We start from the raw sequence: 15,519 nt of genomic DNA on the forward strand, positions 1-15,519 counted from the left end.
GCCGTGAGCTCTCACGACCTAGTACTCCTGGTCGTTGCTGCGGTGCTCGTGCTGCTCGCCGGTTTGTTCGCCGGCGCGGAGGCGGCACTGTCGTCGTACTCGAAGGTGCGGGCCAACGAGCAGGTTGAGCAGGGCAACCTGCGGGCTGTTCGATTGAGCGCGTTGCTGTCCGACGCGCCGCGCTACCTGAATTCGCTGCTGCTGCTCCGGCTGAGCTGCGAGATCACCGCGATCGTGCTCGTCACCCAGGCGCTCTCGGAGGTCTTGGAGGTCACCTGGGAGCACATCCTGATCACCGCCGTGGTGATGGTGCTGATCTCGTACGTGATCATCGGGGTCGCGCCGCGGACACTCGGCCGGCAGCACTCGGACCGGTTCGCGATCATCTCGGCCGGGCCGGTGATGGCGGTGACCCGGATCCTCGGGCCGCTGCCGAAGGTACTGATCATGATCGGCAACGCGCTCACCCCCGGCAAGGGATTCGCCGAGGGCCCGTTCGCGACCGAGGCCGAGCTGCGGGCGCTGGTCGACTATGCGGAGAAGTCCGCGGTGATCGAGTCCGGCGAGCGGCAGATGATCCACTCGGTGTTCGAGCTCGGTGACACCATCTCCCGCGAGGTGATGGTGCCGCGGACCGACATGGTCTACATCGAGAAGCACAAGAAACTGCGCCAGCTCACCTCGCTGGCACTGCGCTCGGGCTACTCGCGGATCCCGGTGATCGGTGAGTCCCTGGACGACATCGTCGGCGTCGTCTACCTCAAGGACGTGATGCGCCGCGTCTACGACAACGCCTCGGCCGAGTCGACCGAGCGGGTCGAGTCGGTGATGCGTCCGTGCATGTACGTGCCGGACTCCAAGCCGGTCGACGAGCTGCTGCGCGAGATGCAGGCCGCCCGGATGCACCTGGCGATCGTCGTCGACGAGTACGGCGGTACCGCGGGCCTGGTCGCGATCGAGGACATCCTCGAGGAGATCGTCGGCGAGATCACCGACGAGTACGACGAGGATCCCGACTCGGTGCAGCAGTTGTCGGACGGGGCCTTCCGGGTCTCCAGCCGGTACCCGATCGACGAGCTCGGCGAACTGTTCGGCGTACCGCTGGACGACGACGACGTCGACACCGTCGGCGGCCTGATGGCCAAGCTGCTCGGCAAGGTGCCGATCCCCGGGGCCCAGGTCGAGATCGCCGGCCTGTCTCTCACCGCGGAGCGGCCGTCCGGCCGCCGCAACCAGGTCGGTACTGTGCTCGTGCGCCGCGAGGAACCCGTCGCCGGCCGCCCGGACCAGAACCACCAGCACGCCTAGGAGCATCCAGTTGTCAGACCTTTCGGCGGAGGACGCCAAACTCGTCACGCTCGCCCGCGCCGCCCGCGCGCGCACCCGTGCCGCCGAGGGAGCCGCGGTCCGCGACTCCGACGGCCGCACCTACTCGGCGTGCACGGTCGCCCTCGACACCGTAGACCTGACGGCGCTGCAGCTGGCCGTAGCCATGGCCCTCGCCTCCGGCGTCAAAGGCCTCGAAGCCGCCGCCGTCGTCACCGAGGCGGATACTGCTGACATCAACGTCGTCCGCCACTTCGCCGGCGCGGCAATCCCGGTCGTAGTGGCCGATCCGACCGGAGAGGTCCGCAATGTCATCAACACCTGAGAAGCCCTTCAAATCAGGGTTTGCGTGTTTCGTGGGGCGTCCCAACGCGGGCAAGTCCACTCTGACCAACGCGCTTGTGGGTCAGAAGATCGTGATCACCTCGTCGAAGCCGCAGACGACTCGGCATGCGGTGCGCGGGATCGTGCACCGGGCCGACGCGCAGCTGATCCTGGTCGACACCCCCGGTCTGCATAAGCCGCGCACGCTGCTCGGGCAGCGGTTGAACGATCTGGTGAAGAGCACCTGGGCCGAGGTCGACGTGATCGGGATCTGCTTGCCGGCCAGCGACAAGATCGGTCCGGGTGACCGCTTCCTGGTTGCCGAGGCCGCGAAGGTCGCCAAGACGCCGAAGGTCGCGCTCGCCACCAAGGCGGACCTGGTCGAACCGGACCGGATGCTCGAGCACCTGAGCGAGATCCAGGCGCTGGGGGAGTCGGCCGGCATTGAGTGGGCCGCGATCATCCCGGTGTCCGCGACGTCCGGCTTCCAGGTCGACCTGGTCGCCGACGAGCTCGTGCAGCTCCTGCCCGACGGCTTCCCGCTCTACCCCGACGGCGACATCACCGATGAGCCCGAGGAGACCCTGGTCGCGGAGCTGATCCGCGAGGCCGCGCTGGAGGGTGTCCGCGACGAGTTGCCGCACTCGATCGCTGTCACGATCGACGAGATGGGCCTGCGCGAGGACCGTCCCGAGGACAAGCCGCTGCTCGACATCTACGCGAACATCTTCCTCGAGCGCGACAGCCAAAAGGGCATCGTGATCGGTCACAAGGGCGCCCGCCTGCGCGAGGTCGGCGCCGAGGCCCGTCGCCAGATCGAGGCTCTGCTCGGCACGCCCGTCTACCTCGACCTGCACGTCAAGATCGCCAAGAACTGGCAGACCGACGCCAAGCACCTGCGCAAACTGGGCTTCTGATGCGCGAGCTCCAGAATCCGACGTACGACGCCCTCACCGGCCCGCACGCACAGTTCGCCGAGTCCCGCGGTAACGCCCATCGCTACCTGCCCGAGGTCGCGCCCTTCGTCGGCCTGCCCGTCGATCCGACCGAGCAGGACTGGGCCGACGCGGCCGCCCTGATCGGCCCCGGTACGACGGTCGCCCTGATGCGCCCGAACTTCGTCGTACCGGAGCCGTTCAAGCTGGATCAGCAGTTCGAGCTCGTCCAGTTCGTCGCACCGGACGGGCTCGGGGCGGTCGACGACGAGGCGGTCGTGCTGACAGCGGACGACGTACCGGAGATGATCGCCCTGGTTGCGCTCACCGACCCGGGCCCGTTCCGCACCCGCACGATCGAGCTCGGCCCGTACCTCGGCATCCGCCGCGACGGCGAGCTGATCGCGATGGCCGGCGTACGGCAGACACTGCCGTCGTACGGCGAGATCAGTGCCGTCTGCACGCACCCCGACCATCGTGGTCAGGGTCTCGCGCGCCGGCTGATCCGGGCGGTCGCGGCAGAGATCACCGCAACCGGCCGGACTCCGTTCCTGCACACGGGCGGGACGAATGTCACCGCCCAGCGGCTCTACACCGCGATGGGCTTCACGATCAGCAACCGCATGCACGTCACCATCGTCGAAGTCGCGTAGCCCCCGGCGCCGACCTTCGCCTCCCACCCCCAACAACAAGAGCGGCCGTCACGGTGGTTCGGGGCTGCTGGGGTGCTGTACCTGGCTGTCTGGTGAGGCCTGGGGACTCCTACCACCCGAAACGACCGTCAACACTGCCTCATCCACCCCCGGCCGAGCAGGCAACCGGGGGCTTGAACAAGAAACAGTGGGCTCGAACAGGGCATTACCTGTCCAAACCCACCCTGCAGTGTCCACACCCCCCACCAACTGCCCGCGGCACACCCCACCCACCCGCGCGCCGGCCAACAGACCGCCGTACCCACAACGTCCGAAGGATCCGCACACCCGCTCTCCGGATCATCGGACGTTGTGACGAGCATGACGGCGTCTCGCCCACATAGCGGACAGGAGAACCGGATAACCGCTCGTGTGATCGCCCTGGTTGGGCCGACGGGTGAGGTGCTACAGCTTCTTCTGGTAGTCGAGGAAGCGGCTGACGATCGTGTAGTTGAGCTGCTCGTTGATGCCGATCATGTGGTTGTTCGACTCGGCGTTCCAGGTGTCGACCCGGGTCAGCTGGGGCTCTTCCTCGCGCAGCCACAGCAGCATTCCGGCCTTGAGTAGTGCGCCGAGGCGGTGACCACGGTGGTCCCGGGAGACCGCGGTGTCGTGCTGCCAGCCCATCTCCGGCCGCTCACGCTCGACCGCGATCACCGTGTGACCGGCCAAGGCACCGGTCTCCTTCTGCCGCGCGACGAGCCGGTATGTCGTCATCTCGCACTTCGCCTGCGCTTCTTCGTAGGCACGCATCCGCTCGACGCTGTAGACGTCGTCCTCGATCTCCAGGTCATCGGTCGGTGCGTCGTTGATCGACTCGGTGACGGCGATCATCTCCTCGACCATGTCGTCGGGCAACGCGCCCTTGAGCCGCAGCAGCTCGTACTCGGTCGACTTGGCGACAGCGCCGTCGTACAGGTTCTGGACGAGCTCCCAGTCCAGACCCGCGATGTCCTGCTTGCGGTTCACCTCGACGGCCTTCTGCACGTAGCCCTGCTCGGTGGCCTGCGCGATGTCGTGCTCGGTGTCGAAGGCGTTCAGACCCATCATCGTCCGGCCGGCGTCCCGGGCCTCCTGCTCGGCGAACGCCACCAGTTCGGCGAACACCGTCCCGTCGCGATGGTCGGGATGGACCCAGACGTCGAACCACACCTGGTCGGTGTTCTCGTACTTCGGGAAGTGCAGGCCGACCGTGCCCACCAGGGTGCCGTCGGCATCGCGTGCCAGGTACTTCTTGCCGGGGTTGAGGTCCCACCCGTAGCGCAGTGCGTTCGCCAAGCCCTTGGGGGTCGACATCACCAGGTCCGGGCAGTCGACCTTCGCGGCCGCGGTCTCCAGTGCTGACGCGGCGGCTACGCCGGCTTCGTCGTCAGGCGACAATCTCGTGATTTCCACACCCCCCAGACTGCCGCCCGCGACTCCGTCGCGCGACCTATTTATCGTCACGGTCAGTTGGGTGACGGCACTCCATAGGAGTGCTCGACGGTCATCGAGAACAGCAGGCGCTTGTCCTGGACCATCACCGTGCGGTACTCGTCCCAGTCCGGGTGCTCGCCGGAACCCTTCCGGTAGTAGTCGACCAGAGCCTCGACGGTCGCGTCGTTCGGGTCGGCGGCGACCGGGGTGAGCTCGGCCTTGCCTTCCAGGACGATGTACCCGCGGCCGCCGTTCTCGTTGATGTAGACGCTCGCGCGCGGGTCGCGGCGGAGGTTCTTGGTCTTCGCGCGGTCGTCGGTCAGCGAGATGCGGATGCGCTCGCCGTCGTACACATAGGTGATGTTCGACAGCTGCGGCCGGCCATCACGCTTGAGCGTGACGAGCACGCCGAGGCCGCTGGTACCGATCCGTTCCAGGAGGGAAGTCATACCGGAGAGCCTATGAATTCAAGTGCCCTTTAGGGCAACCGGTGACGCTCTGTGTCTCGGCCGGTGAGACCCCCGGTTCGACGGCTGGGCGGGGTTGTGCATAGACTCACAGTCACTATGCGGCACCAGCTTCTCCTCCTTCGCTGCCGCGGCGAGGCCTGACAAGGCCGGTTCCTCGCCGCGGGGTTTCGTCGTTGCCGGTCGTCCAGCGACCCTGAGCAGTAGACATCTCCCGAGGAGAACCCGTGGCACCCCAGAACCAGCCTCAGCCTGTACAGCAGCCGTCCGGTATGCCGATCCACCGCTACAGCGCGTTCCCGCCGATCGAGCTGCCGGACCGCACCTGGCCGGCCAAGGCCGTCGACAAGACCCCGCGCTGGCTGTCCACCGACCTCCGGGACGGCAACCAGGCGCTGGTCGAGCCGATGTCGCCGGCCCGCAAGCGGCGGATGTTCGACCTGCTGGTGAAGATGGGCTACAAGGAGATCGAGGTCGGTTTCCCGAGCGCGAGCCAGTACGACTTCGACTTCGTCCGGAGCCTGATCGAGGGTGACGCGATCCCGGACGACGTGACGATCTCGGTGCTGACCCAGGCCCGCGACGAGCTGATCGAGCGGACCGTGCAGTCGCTGCAGGGCTCGCCGAAGGCGACGATCCACCTGTACAACGCGACCGCGCCGCTGTTCCGCCGGGTCGTCTTCAACGTCGACAAGGCCGAATGCCTGAACATCGCCGTCCGCGGGACCGAGACGGTGATGAAGTACGCCGACGACATGCTGGGCGACTGCGAGTTCGGCTACCAGTACAGCCCGGAGATCTTCACCGGGACCGAGCTGGAGTTCGCCCTGGAGGTCTGCGAGGCGGTCAGCGACCAGTGGCAGCCGGCCGCCGGGCGCGAGATCATCCTGAACCTGCCGGCCACCGTCGAGATGTGCACCCCGAACGTGTACGCCGACCAGATCGAGTGGTTCGGCCGCAACCTGACCCGGCGCGAGCACAGCACGATCAGCCTGCACCCGCACAACGACCGCGGTACGGCGGTCGCCGCCACCGAACTGGCGCTGATGGCCGGGGCCGATCGCGTCGAGGGTTGTCTGTTCGGCCACGGTGAGCGGACCGGCAACGTCGACCTGGTGACGCTGGGGATGAACCTGTTCAGCCAGGGCATCGACCCGCAGATCGACTTCTCCGACATCGACGAGATCCGCCGTACGGTCGAGTACTGCACCCAGATGCGCGTCCCCGAGCGTCAGCCGTACGCCGGTGACCTGGTCTACACCGCCTTCTCCGGATCGCACCAGGACGCGATCAAGAAGGGCCTGGAGGCGCTGGACAAGCAGGCGGCCGCCGAGGGTCGTCCGGTCGGCGAGATCCACTGGGAGGCGCCGTACCTGCCGATCGACCCGAAGGACGTCGGCCGCTCGTACGAGGCCGTGATCCGGGTGAACTCGCAGTCCGGCAAGGGCGGAATCGCCTACATGATGAAGGCCGAGCACCGGCTCGACCTGCCGCGCCGGCTGCAGATCGAGTTCAGCCGGGTGGTCCAGCAGCACACCGACACCGAGGGTGGCGAGGTCGGCCCGCAGCAGCTGTGGGACATCTTCGCGGCCGAGTACCTGGCGCCGGGCAAGCTGTCGCTGCTGACGGTCAACTCGTCGTCCGGCGAGGGCCAGAGCGACCTGCTCCGCGTACAGGTCTATTCCAATGGCGTACCGCACGAGCTGACCGGTGAGGGCAACGGCCCGGTCTCAGCGTTCGTCGATGCGATCAAGCCGCTGAAGTACGACGTACGGGTGCTGGACTACCACGAGCACGCGCTCTCGGCCGGTGGTGACGCCCTGGCCGCGGCGTACGTCGAGTGCGAGGTCGGCGACGACGTTTACTGGGGCGTCGGCCGCGACGCCAACATTCTCACCGCCTCACTGAAGGCCGTCGTCTCCGCGATCAACCGCGCCACTCGCTGACTAGGCCGCTGCGCAGTGATCCGGCACACACCGTGGCAGGATCACTGCGCAGAGCAGTCGTCTGTTCACAATTCGGTGTCTCTGACTTCCGAACCTCCGAAACCGTTGACTTGGTGCCTGAGCCTGCGCAAACTAACCCCACTGTGCGCAGATCAATGCAAGAGATCGTGCATTAGGTGGCAGCTCTTCGGCAGTCCTCGATGGAGGTGAGCAGTGAGCGGTGCGGTCGACACACCTGCCCAGCAGCTGATCGAAGGGCCGGTGGACGAACCGACGCCCTCACCGGTGCGCAGGTTCCTGAGCGCCTGGCTGGTCCGGCGGCTCGCGAAGGCGATCCTGACGATCTTCCTGGTGTCGACCCTGACGTTCTTCCTGGTCCGGCTGCTGCCGGGTAACCCGGTCGACACCTACATCCAGACCCAGATCGCGCAGACCGGCATCTCGTACGACGATGCGGCCGCGCAGGCGAAGAACCTGTTCTCGCTGGACCCGGACGAGCCGCTGATCCTGCAGTACGTCACCTACATGGGCAATCTGGTCCAGGGTGACTTCGGCACCTCGCTGCTGTCGCCCGGCACCACGGTCGCCCAGGTGATCCAGACCTACCTGCCGTGGACGCTGTTCTCGGTCGGGATCGCGCAGATCCTCAGCTTCCTGCTCGGCATCATCGCCGGCATGATCATGGCCTACCGCCGGGAGAGCTGGATCGACCATCTGCTCACGTCGATCGGCTCGCTGCTGCATGCGATCCCGAACTACATCGTCGCGATCCTGATTGTGGTCTTCCTCGGGGTGAAACTGCAGGTCTTCAACCTGACCGAGGCGCGCGGCTCCTACACACCAGGGGTCACACCGTCGTTCAGTCTCAGCTTCCTGAACGACATCCTGTACCACGCGACGCTGCCGATCCTGGCTTATCTACTGACCACCGTCGGCTCCTGGGCGCTGGTGATGAAGTCGTCGACAGTCGAGACACTCGGCGAGGACTACGTGACAGTGGCCCGGGCCCGCGGTCTGACCGACGGCCGGATCCGCACCGGGTACGTCGGACGCAACGCCGTACTGCCGTTGTTCAGCCAGCTCGCGGTGTCGCTCGGCTTCGTCGTCGGCGGCTCGATCTTCGTCGAGAAGATCTTCGGCTACCAGGGCATCGGGTTCAGTCTCTACAACGCCGTCTCGGGTCGCGACTATCCCGTCCTGCAAGGCATCTTCCTGGTCGTCACGATCTCCGTCGTGGTGGCCAACCTGCTCGCCGATGTCCTCTACAGCCGGCTGGATCCGCGGATCCGCGTCGGCGGGAAGGCCAAGGGGTAAGCGCGTGGCCACCGAAACTGTGACCAGCGGTGCCGTCGCCGCGATCGGAACCACCGGGGTCTCCCGGTTCGCCGGGATCCTGCGCTCGTTGCGCCGCAGCCCGGCCGGGTTCATCGGCTTCATCATCGTGGCGCTGCTGGTGCTGATCACCTCGATCGGGCCGATCTTCACCCCGGCGGTCGAGCCGAACATCAAGGAGATCCTGCTGCCCTTCGGGTCGCCCGGGCATCTGCTCGGTACCGACAACGAGGGGAAGGACGTACTGATTCAGATGATCGACGGCGGCCGGTCCGTCATCTTCATCGGATTCTTCGCGGCCGCGATCTCGACGATCCTGGCGATCGCGCTCGGATCGCTGGCCGCCTACCTCGGCGGCTGGGTCGACTCCGCGGTCGTGACGGCAGCCGACGTCGTACTGACCGTGCCGCAGATCGTGCTGCTCGCCGTCCTCGGTGCGCTGTTCAAACTCGACTCACCCATCCTGCTGGCCTTGCTGGTTGGTGGACTGTCCTGGCCGGTGCTCACGCGGGCTGTGCGGTCCCAGGTGCTGTCCTTGAAAGAACGGGAGTTCGTCGAAGCGGCCCGGCTGCTCGACCTCGGCACGCCGCGGGTGGTGTTCGTCGAGATCCTGCCGAACATGGCCAGCTTCATCCTGATGAACTTCATGATCGGCGTCACGAACGCGATCTACTCGCTCGTCGGCCTGTACCTGCTCGGCCTCGCGCCGCTGACCGGATCCAACTGGGGGATCATGCTGAACCGCGCCTGGATCGCCGGCGCGATCTTCAACGACGCCAGTCTGGGATTCATTCTCAGTCCGGTCGTCGCCATCACGTTGCTCCTGCTCGGTCTGGTGATGATGACCAGGTCGCTCGAGGAGATCCTCAACCCCCGCCTCCGGGACCGGTGACCGCGATGACAGTTCCTGTGACGAGTGCTCGCGCGGTGCGCGGCGGTACCGGCAAACCCCTGCTCTCGATCCGCGACTTCAAGGTCGAGTACCGGACTGGCTCCGGTACGACGGTGCAGGCGGTCCGCGGTGTCGATCTCGACCTCTATCCGGGCGAGAGTCTCGCGCTGGTCGGCGAGAGCGGTTGCGGTAAGACGACGTTCGGACTCGGCCTGCTGCGGTTGCTGCCGCGGCTCGGGCACGCATCCGGCCAAGTGACGTTCAACCGCGGTGACGGGACCGAGATCGACGTACTGGGGTTGGACGGGCGCGATCTGCGGCAGTTCCGGTGGCGGGACGCCGCGATGGTGTTCCAGGGCGCGATGAACGCCTTCAACCCGGTGCTGAAGATCCGCGGGCACATGCACGACACGATGCGTGCGCACACCAAGGCGACCAAGCAGGAGATCGAGGAGCGTTCGGCCGAGTTGCTCCGGCTGGTCCGGCTGGAGCCTGAGCGGGTGATGGACTCGTATCCGCACGAGCTGTCCGGCGGCATGCGGCAGCGGGTGCTGATCGCGATGAGCCTGCTGCTGGAGCCCGAGGTGCTGATCCTCGACGAGCCGACGACGGCGCTCGACATCCTCACCCAGCGCTCGGTGGTCGACGTACTGCACGAGGTGCGCGAGCGGCTCGGCTTCTCGATGATCTTCATCTCGCACGACCTCTCGCTGGCCGCCGAGCTCGCCGACCGCGTCGCCACCATGTACGCCGGTCGCATCATCGAGACCGGTGGTGTCCGCGACATGTTCTACAAGCCGCGGCACCCGTACACGCTCGGTCTGATCAAGGCCGTGCCGCCGATCGTCGGCGACCTGCCGGATCTCGAGTCGATCCCCGGTGGGCCGCCGAGCCTGGCCGCGTTGCCGAAGGGCTGCTCGTTCCACCCGCGGTGCAAGTTCGCGACCGACGAATGCCAGGAGGTGGATCCGCCGTTGATCCCGATCACCGACGAGCCGGGTGACGGCCACGAGGTCGCCTGCATCCACTCCGCCGACGTCCACCTGGAGCGGAGGACCGCCTCATGAGCGCGGCACCCGTCGTACAGGATGTGACCGCCCGGCCGTTGATGACGCTGGACGGGGTCAGCCAGGTGTTCGACACCAAGGCGGGGCCCATCCGCGCCGTCGACCACGCCGATCTGTCGATCAACCCCGGCGAGGTGCTGTGCCTGGTGGGGGAGAGCGGTTCGGGGAAGACGACGGCGGCGCGGATGGCGGCCGGTCTGACGCAGCCGAGCAGCGGCCGGGTGATGTTCGACGGTAACGACATCTGGTCGCTGAAGAAGAACGACTTCCGGACCTTCCGGCGCAGCGTGCAGTACGTCCACCAGGACCCGTACGCGTCGCTGAACCCGACGCGCACGATCCAGCAAACGCTCACGGCGCCGCTGCTCAAGCACGGTGTGGTGAAGGGAAACAGGGCCGCTGTCGAGCGCGCGACCGAGCTGCTCACCAAGGTCGATCTGACGCCGCCGGAGAACTACCTGTCGAAGTACCCGCACCAGCTGTCTGGTGGCCAAAGGCAACGAGTTGCGGTGGCGCGGGCACTCACGCTGGATCCGAAGATCATCATCGCCGACGAGTCGACGTCGATGCTCGACGTGTCGATCCGGATCAGCGTGCTGGCGATGCTCGGCCGGCTGCGCGATGAGCTCGGTGTCGGGTTCCTGTTCATCACCCACGACCTGGCGATCGCCAAGTACTTCGGCTGGCGCGGCCGGACCGCGGTGATGTACCTCGGCCGGATCGTCGAGTTCGGCCCGACGCCGCGGATCATCAACGCGCCGACGCACCCGTACACCCGGGCGCTGATCGATGCGATCCCCGAGCCGGATCCCGATCTGACCCGGACCAAGAACGCGGAATCCCTGCGTAGCCTGGAGATTCCGAGCCTGGCGCATCTGCCACCGGGCTGTGCGTTCCACCCACGGTGCGGCCGGTTCGAGGACGGGCTGTGCGACGGCAACGTACCGCAGCTGATTCAGGTCCGGCCCGGACAGTCGGCCGCGTGCCACGTGGTCGCCCGGGACGGCGCCGATGAGCCGGCGGCCTGATGCCTCCGGAGCTGGGCCGGATGGCCCTGGGGTGGGCAGCCTTCCTGGTGCTGGCCGCAGGCGTCCTGCTGCTCACGCTCACCCCCGGTACGCCGGAGTTCGTGGTCACGTTGTTCACCTTGTTCTTGGGCCTGCTCCTGGGCCTGATCGTCGTCGCCGCAGTCGTGTGGACCCGGCGCCGTACGAAGCGAGAAGACGGTCAGTAGCACTTTTACTTGAGAAAGGTTAGGACCGAGGATGAGTCCCACCGGCAACAACGAGTCCGCGGCACGGGCCCGGACCAACGAGGTCTCCCGCCGCAACGTGCTTCAGCTGTTCGGCTTCGCCGGTCTCGGCGCCGCCGGTCTCGGCTCGGCCGTGGCGTGCTCGCCCAGCAAGCCCAACGCCCAGGGCGGTGGCGGCACCGACAAGCCGTTCCACGGCGCCTACCCGTACCAGCTGCCCCCGAAGGGCCACTTCAACCTGGGGCCTGGTGTCACCGACGGCATCCAAGCGGCCAACAGCCCGTACAACGACCTCGTGTACCCCAGCGCCGGCCTGTACTACTGGGCCGACAAGAAGTGGGAATACATGATGGCCGAGTCCGGGACCCTGGACGAGAAGGCCAGCACCTACACGCTCAAGCTGCGGTCCGGCCTGACCTGGAGCGACGGCACCCCAGTCACCAGCAAGGACGTCGTCGCGACGTTCAACCTGCACTGGCTGATGCGCCAGCAGTCGTGGACGTTCCTGTCCGACGTCAAGGCGAACGACGACACCACTGTCGTCTTCACGATCGGGACGCCGTCCAGCGTGCTCGAGCGCTACATCATGCGCGCCCCGATCCTGCCCTCGGCCGTGTACGGCGAGTGGGCGACCAAGGCCGAGACACTGCGCAAGGCCAAGGGCAGCCTGGACGAGGGTGAGGGCAAGACCCTCAACGGCGACTTCCAGAAGTTCCGCCCGGAGAACCCGATCGTGTCCGGTCCGTTCAACTACGACGTCAAGAGCATGACGAATGCCCAGATGACGCTGGTCAAGAACGACAAGGGCCTGTTCGCCGACAAGGTCGGCTTCACCAAGGTCGTGCTCTACAACGGTGAGACCTCGGACATCACCCCGACGGTGATGAACAAGGACGTCGACTACGCGACCCACGGCTTCGCGGTGGCCAGCGAGAAGACCCTGGAGAGCAACGGGTTCCGGATCCTCCGGCCGCCGGTGTACTCCGGTCCCGCGCTGGTCTTCAACTTCACCAGCCGCCCGGAGTTCTCCGACGTACGGGTCCGGCAGGCGATCGCCTACATCCTGGACCGCAACGAGAACGGCACGGTCGCCCTCGGCGAGTCCGGCAAGGCCTGCAAGTTCATGGCCGGCTTCTCCGACCAGACCGTCCCGGACTGGGTATCCGACGCCGACCAGAAGAAGCTGCAGCCGTACGAGAAGAACTTCGACAAGGCCACCCAGCTGCTCACCGAGGCCGGCTGGAAGAAGGCCGGCGACAAGTGGCAGACGCCGGCCGGCAAGCCGGCGGCGTACGACCTGAAGTTCCCTACCGAGTTCGCCGACTGGAACCCGGCCGCCACCAACGCGGCCGACCAGCTGACGAAGTTCGGCTTCAACATCACCAAGCGGGGCATCACCTTCACCCAGCTGAGCCCCGACGTACTGGCCGGCAAGTTCGACCTGGCGATCCAGAGCTGGGGCGCGTCGTCGCACCCGCACCCGTACTTCTCGTTCGTCCAGGACCTCTACACGTTCAACTACGTGACGGCCGCGAACTCCGGCGGCAAGGGGATGAACTTCCCGCTCAAGCAGAAGACCTCGGCCGGTGACATCGACCTCAAGGCCGTCGTCGACAAGTCCGCCCAGGGCCTGAACGTCGACGAGCAGAAGAAGAACGTGACCGCCGCGGCACTCGCGTTCAACGAACTGCTGCCGATCATCCCGCTGTGGGAGCGGTACGGGAACAACCCGGCCCTCGAGGGCAAGCGAGTGGCCAAGTTCCCGGCCGACGACGACCCGATCCTGAAGAACGCGCCGTACGCCGACAACTTCGTCATCATGGGCATGTACTCGGGCAAGGTCGCGCCGGTTTAATCGGTAGCTTTTGACCCTTCGATTTGGTTGGGTCGGCCGGGTGATCACCGTTCGCGAGATCGACCCGGCCGACCCTGTTCTGTTCGACCAGTGGTACGACGCCCTGCGCGCCGGCGCGGTCGCGGGCCGCTCGGCGGCGCTCCTGGGAACGCGAGAGACGTTCCGCGTCTCGCTGCGCGACCCGTCACCGCTGAAGACCCGGCTCGCGATCGTTGCCCTGGACGACGATCAGGTCGTCGGCGCGATGCTCTTCGAGTACCGCCTGCAGGACAACCTGGACAGTGTCGACGTCGAGATCGACGTACCGCCTTCATTTCGACGCCGTGGCATCGGTACGGCGTTGTGGCAGTGGGCCGCGACTCGCGCCGCCCAGCTCGGCCGGACGATCTTCCAGACCGAGCTCGGAGTTCCGTCAACGCCGTGGCCGGGGTCCGTGTTTGCGGAGCGGCTGGGTTTCACGGTCGAGCACGTCGAGGACCACCTCGTCGTACCGCTGCCTTATGACTCGGCGCGGCTTGCCTCCCTGCGCGAATCCGCAGGGAAGCTCGAGGGCTACACGCTGACGTCGTGGGCGGGGGCCTGCCCGCCGGAATACCAGCAGGCGTACGCGGATCTGCACACGGCGATGGACAACGACGTACCGACCGGCGGGATGACGCGCGAAACGGTTCCGTGGACGGTCGAGCGGCTGATGGCCAGTGAGGAGCGCGTGGACCGCAGCTACCTGGCCCTGGTCACGATGGCGCACACGGATGCCGGTGAGCCGGCCGGGTACACGCTCATCTACGTTCCCCGGGACGATCCCGACAACGTCCAGCAAGACGACACCCTCGTGCTGCTTGACCACCGCGGGCACAACCTAGGCACCCACCTGAAGCTGGCAAACCTCGACCTCCTCGCCGAACACCGCGTCGCGCAGTCCTACCTACACACGTGGACCGCCCTCTCCAACACCGCGATGCAAAAAGTCAATGCCCGCTTCGGCTTCACAACCGTCGAGCAGAACCAGGAACTCGAACTAACCCGCCCGCGCTTCCGCCCAGCCGCCCGCGGCCTGGTTGTCGATCCCGACGACCGCATCCTCCTGGTCCGCTTCGAGTTCGCCGACGGACCCCTCTGGGCCACCCCCGGCGGCGGCCTGGAACCCACCGAGTCATTGTTGGAGGGCCTGCGCCGCGAGCTCACCGAAGAGGTCGGACTGTCGCTGACCGAGGACCCACCCCACGTCTGGCACCAGGAAGTAGTTGCCGAAGGCCACGCCGCCGGCTACGACGGCGTCATCAACGACTACTTCCTCATCCGCACCCCCGCCTTCGACCCCGCCGGCACCCTGTCGGTTGCCGAACTGGCCGCCGAACACGTCCACGGCCACCGCTGGTGGACCCTGGCCGAACTCCAATCGCACGAAGGCCGCTTCGCTCCCCGCAACCTCCCGCACCTGGTAGCCGACCTACTCCACACCGGCCCACCCACCACCCCTCTCTCCCTGGACCTGTGAGAACCCCGCACAAACCCTGTGAGAAACCCGCCGCTGCGGTCCTTCCCGTCCTACCGTTTTCACTGTGAAGCCTCGACATAGCGATGACTGGTACGTCCCCGTCCACCCCGCCGGCGGCGTCGGCTGCACCCTCCAAACCGGCCACCTCCCCACCGGCCAGCGCGTAGGCATCGCCTTCACCACCCTCACCCACCTGCAAACCGCCTGCGGCCCCCACCAGGAATACCTCCGCACCACCGAACCCGCCCTCCGAGAAGCCCTCCATCAGTTGAACGTCACCCGCATCCAGCTGAACCCGCTCCAGGTGGTCGCGGAGGCCACCGCCGTTGCGAGCTGAGGTCGAAGCGGACCTGAGCCACTCACCAACCCTCGATTCGCCCCCACCAGCACCCCTCGTTGAGCGTGAACCACGGGGCCACCGCGAGGTTGGTGAGTGGGGGCGGTCCGCCCACAGCTACCCACCCCGGCCACCCCAGCCACCGCTGGACGGGCTTTTGCGTCACCTCCTGCTTTTGTC

At 66.7% G+C, this 15,519-nt stretch carries 15 protein-coding genes; 13 read left to right on the forward strand and 2 right to left on the reverse strand.

The window, feature by feature from the left end; translation table 11 throughout:
• The first annotated feature begins 3 nt into the window (after positions 1-3).
• Genes ACFTSF_RS31160 through ACFTSF_RS31175 form a run of 4 tightly spaced genes read left to right on the forward strand, consistent with a single transcriptional unit; the run spans position 4 to position 3,238 of the window.
• Entirely contained in the window at positions 4-1,308 is a 1,305-nt protein-coding gene (locus ACFTSF_RS31160; protein WP_380157905.1) for a hemolysin family protein, read from the forward strand.
• A gap of 10 nt (positions 1,309-1,318) precedes the next feature.
• Positions 1,319-1,651 (forward strand): cytidine deaminase, encoded by a 333-nt coding sequence (locus tag ACFTSF_RS31165; RefSeq protein WP_132169738.1) that lies wholly within the window; start codon positions 1,319-1,321, stop codon positions 1,649-1,651.
• Positions 1,635-2,567: a GTPase Era gene (era, locus tag ACFTSF_RS31170; protein ID WP_380157906.1), complete on the forward strand. Its 933-nt coding sequence runs from the start codon at positions 1,635-1,637 to the stop codon at positions 2,565-2,567. The genes ACFTSF_RS31165 and era overlap by 17 nt, the downstream gene beginning before the upstream one ends.
• Positions 2,567-3,238: a GNAT family N-acetyltransferase gene (locus tag ACFTSF_RS31175; RefSeq protein ID WP_380157908.1), complete on the forward strand. Its 672-nt coding sequence runs from the start codon at positions 2,567-2,569 to the stop codon at positions 3,236-3,238. Before era ends, ACFTSF_RS31175 begins: the two co-directional genes overlap by 1 nt.
• 444 nt (positions 3,239-3,682) lie before the next feature.
• On the opposite strand, the gene ACFTSF_RS31180 is transcribed toward ACFTSF_RS31175, so the two are convergent.
• Together ACFTSF_RS31180 and ACFTSF_RS31185 are read right to left on the reverse strand one after the other, a co-directional pair.
• A complete protein-coding gene (locus ACFTSF_RS31180; protein WP_380157910.1) occupies positions 3,683-4,672 on the reverse strand; it encodes a GNAT family N-acetyltransferase in 990 nt (329 codons plus the stop codon).
• Positions 4,673-4,725: 53 nt separating this feature from the next.
• Positions 4,726-5,142, reverse strand: a complete 417-nt coding sequence (locus ACFTSF_RS31185; RefSeq protein WP_380157912.1) for a PPOX class F420-dependent oxidoreductase — start codon at positions 5,140-5,142, stop codon at positions 4,726-4,728.
• A 290-nt stretch (positions 5,143-5,432) separates the two neighbouring features.
• Between ACFTSF_RS31185 and leuA the strand changes: the two genes are divergently transcribed.
• The 9 genes from leuA (at position 5,433) to ACFTSF_RS31230 (ending at position 15,339) form a co-directional block, all read left to right on the forward strand.
• On the forward strand, positions 5,433-7,106 hold the full coding sequence (leuA, locus tag ACFTSF_RS31190) for a 2-isopropylmalate synthase (protein ID WP_380158205.1): 1,674 nt from the start codon (positions 5,433-5,435) through the stop codon (positions 7,104-7,106).
• Positions 7,107-7,319: 213 nt separating this feature from the next.
• Positions 7,320-8,420, forward strand: coding sequence for an ABC transporter permease (locus ACFTSF_RS31195; protein ID WP_380157913.1), 1,101 nt, complete (start codon positions 7,320-7,322; stop codon positions 8,418-8,420).
• Positions 8,421-8,424: 4 nt separating this feature from the next.
• On the forward strand, positions 8,425-9,330 hold the full coding sequence (locus tag ACFTSF_RS31200; protein WP_380157915.1) for an ABC transporter permease: 906 nt from the start codon (positions 8,425-8,427) through the stop codon (positions 9,328-9,330).
• Positions 9,331-9,335: 5 nt separating this feature from the next.
• Positions 9,336-10,397: an ABC transporter ATP-binding protein gene (locus tag ACFTSF_RS31205; protein ID WP_380157917.1), complete on the forward strand. Its 1,062-nt coding sequence runs from the start codon at positions 9,336-9,338 to the stop codon at positions 10,395-10,397.
• Positions 10,394-11,425 (forward strand): ABC transporter ATP-binding protein, encoded by a 1,032-nt coding sequence (locus ACFTSF_RS31210; RefSeq protein ID WP_380157918.1) that lies wholly within the window; start codon positions 10,394-10,396, stop codon positions 11,423-11,425. Before ACFTSF_RS31205 ends, ACFTSF_RS31210 begins: the two co-directional genes overlap by 4 nt.
• Entirely contained in the window at positions 11,425-11,631 is a 207-nt protein-coding gene (locus ACFTSF_RS31215) for a hypothetical protein (RefSeq protein ID WP_380157919.1), read from the forward strand. Before ACFTSF_RS31210 ends, ACFTSF_RS31215 begins: the two co-directional genes overlap by 1 nt.
• A gap of 31 nt (positions 11,632-11,662) precedes the next feature.
• Positions 11,663-13,504 (forward strand): ABC transporter substrate-binding protein, encoded by a 1,842-nt coding sequence (locus tag ACFTSF_RS31220; RefSeq protein ID WP_380157921.1) that lies wholly within the window; start codon positions 11,663-11,665, stop codon positions 13,502-13,504.
• A 40-nt stretch (positions 13,505-13,544) separates the two neighbouring features.
• Positions 13,545-15,002 carry a GNAT family N-acetyltransferase gene (locus ACFTSF_RS31225; protein WP_380157922.1) on the forward strand — a complete coding sequence of 486 codons (1,458 nt, stop codon included), beginning with the start codon at positions 13,545-13,547 and terminating at the stop codon, positions 15,000-15,002.
• 64 nt (positions 15,003-15,066) lie between these two features.
• A complete protein-coding gene (locus tag ACFTSF_RS31230) occupies positions 15,067-15,339 on the forward strand; it encodes an SAV_915 family protein (protein ID WP_380157924.1) in 273 nt (90 codons plus the stop codon).
• Positions 15,340-15,519 lie beyond the last annotated feature (180 nt).

It is taken from the genome of Kribbella sp. NPDC056951 (genome assembly GCF_042674205.1).
GTDB lineage: Bacteria > Actinomycetota > Actinomycetes > Propionibacteriales > Kribbellaceae > Kribbella > Kribbella yunnanensis.

What these genes read in the sequence shown, in the direction of transcription:
- era (WP_380157906.1), top strand. Translation starts at nt 1,635, where the DNA reads ATGTCATCAACACCTGAGAAGCCCTTCAAATCAGGGTTTGCGTGTTTC.
- ACFTSF_RS31220 (WP_380157921.1), top strand. Translation starts at nt 11,663, where the DNA reads ATGAGTCCCACCGGCAACAACGAGTCCGCGGCACGGGCCCGGACCAAC.
- ACFTSF_RS31205 (WP_380157917.1), top strand. Translation starts at nt 9,336, where the DNA reads ATGACAGTTCCTGTGACGAGTGCTCGCGCGGTGCGCGGCGGTACCGGC.
- ACFTSF_RS31175 (WP_380157908.1), top strand. Translation starts at nt 2,567, where the DNA reads ATGCGCGAGCTCCAGAATCCGACGTACGACGCCCTCACCGGCCCGCAC.
- ACFTSF_RS31185 (WP_380157912.1), bottom strand. Translation starts at nt 5,142, where the DNA reads ATGACTTCCCTCCTGGAACGGATCGGTACCAGCGGCCTCGGCGTGCTC.
- ACFTSF_RS31210 (WP_380157918.1), top strand. Translation starts at nt 10,394, where the DNA reads ATGAGCGCGGCACCCGTCGTACAGGATGTGACCGCCCGGCCGTTGATG.
- leuA (WP_380158205.1), top strand. Translation starts at nt 5,433, where the DNA reads ATGCCGATCCACCGCTACAGCGCGTTCCCGCCGATCGAGCTGCCGGAC.
- ACFTSF_RS31215 (WP_380157919.1), top strand. Translation starts at nt 11,425, where the DNA reads ATGCCTCCGGAGCTGGGCCGGATGGCCCTGGGGTGGGCAGCCTTCCTG.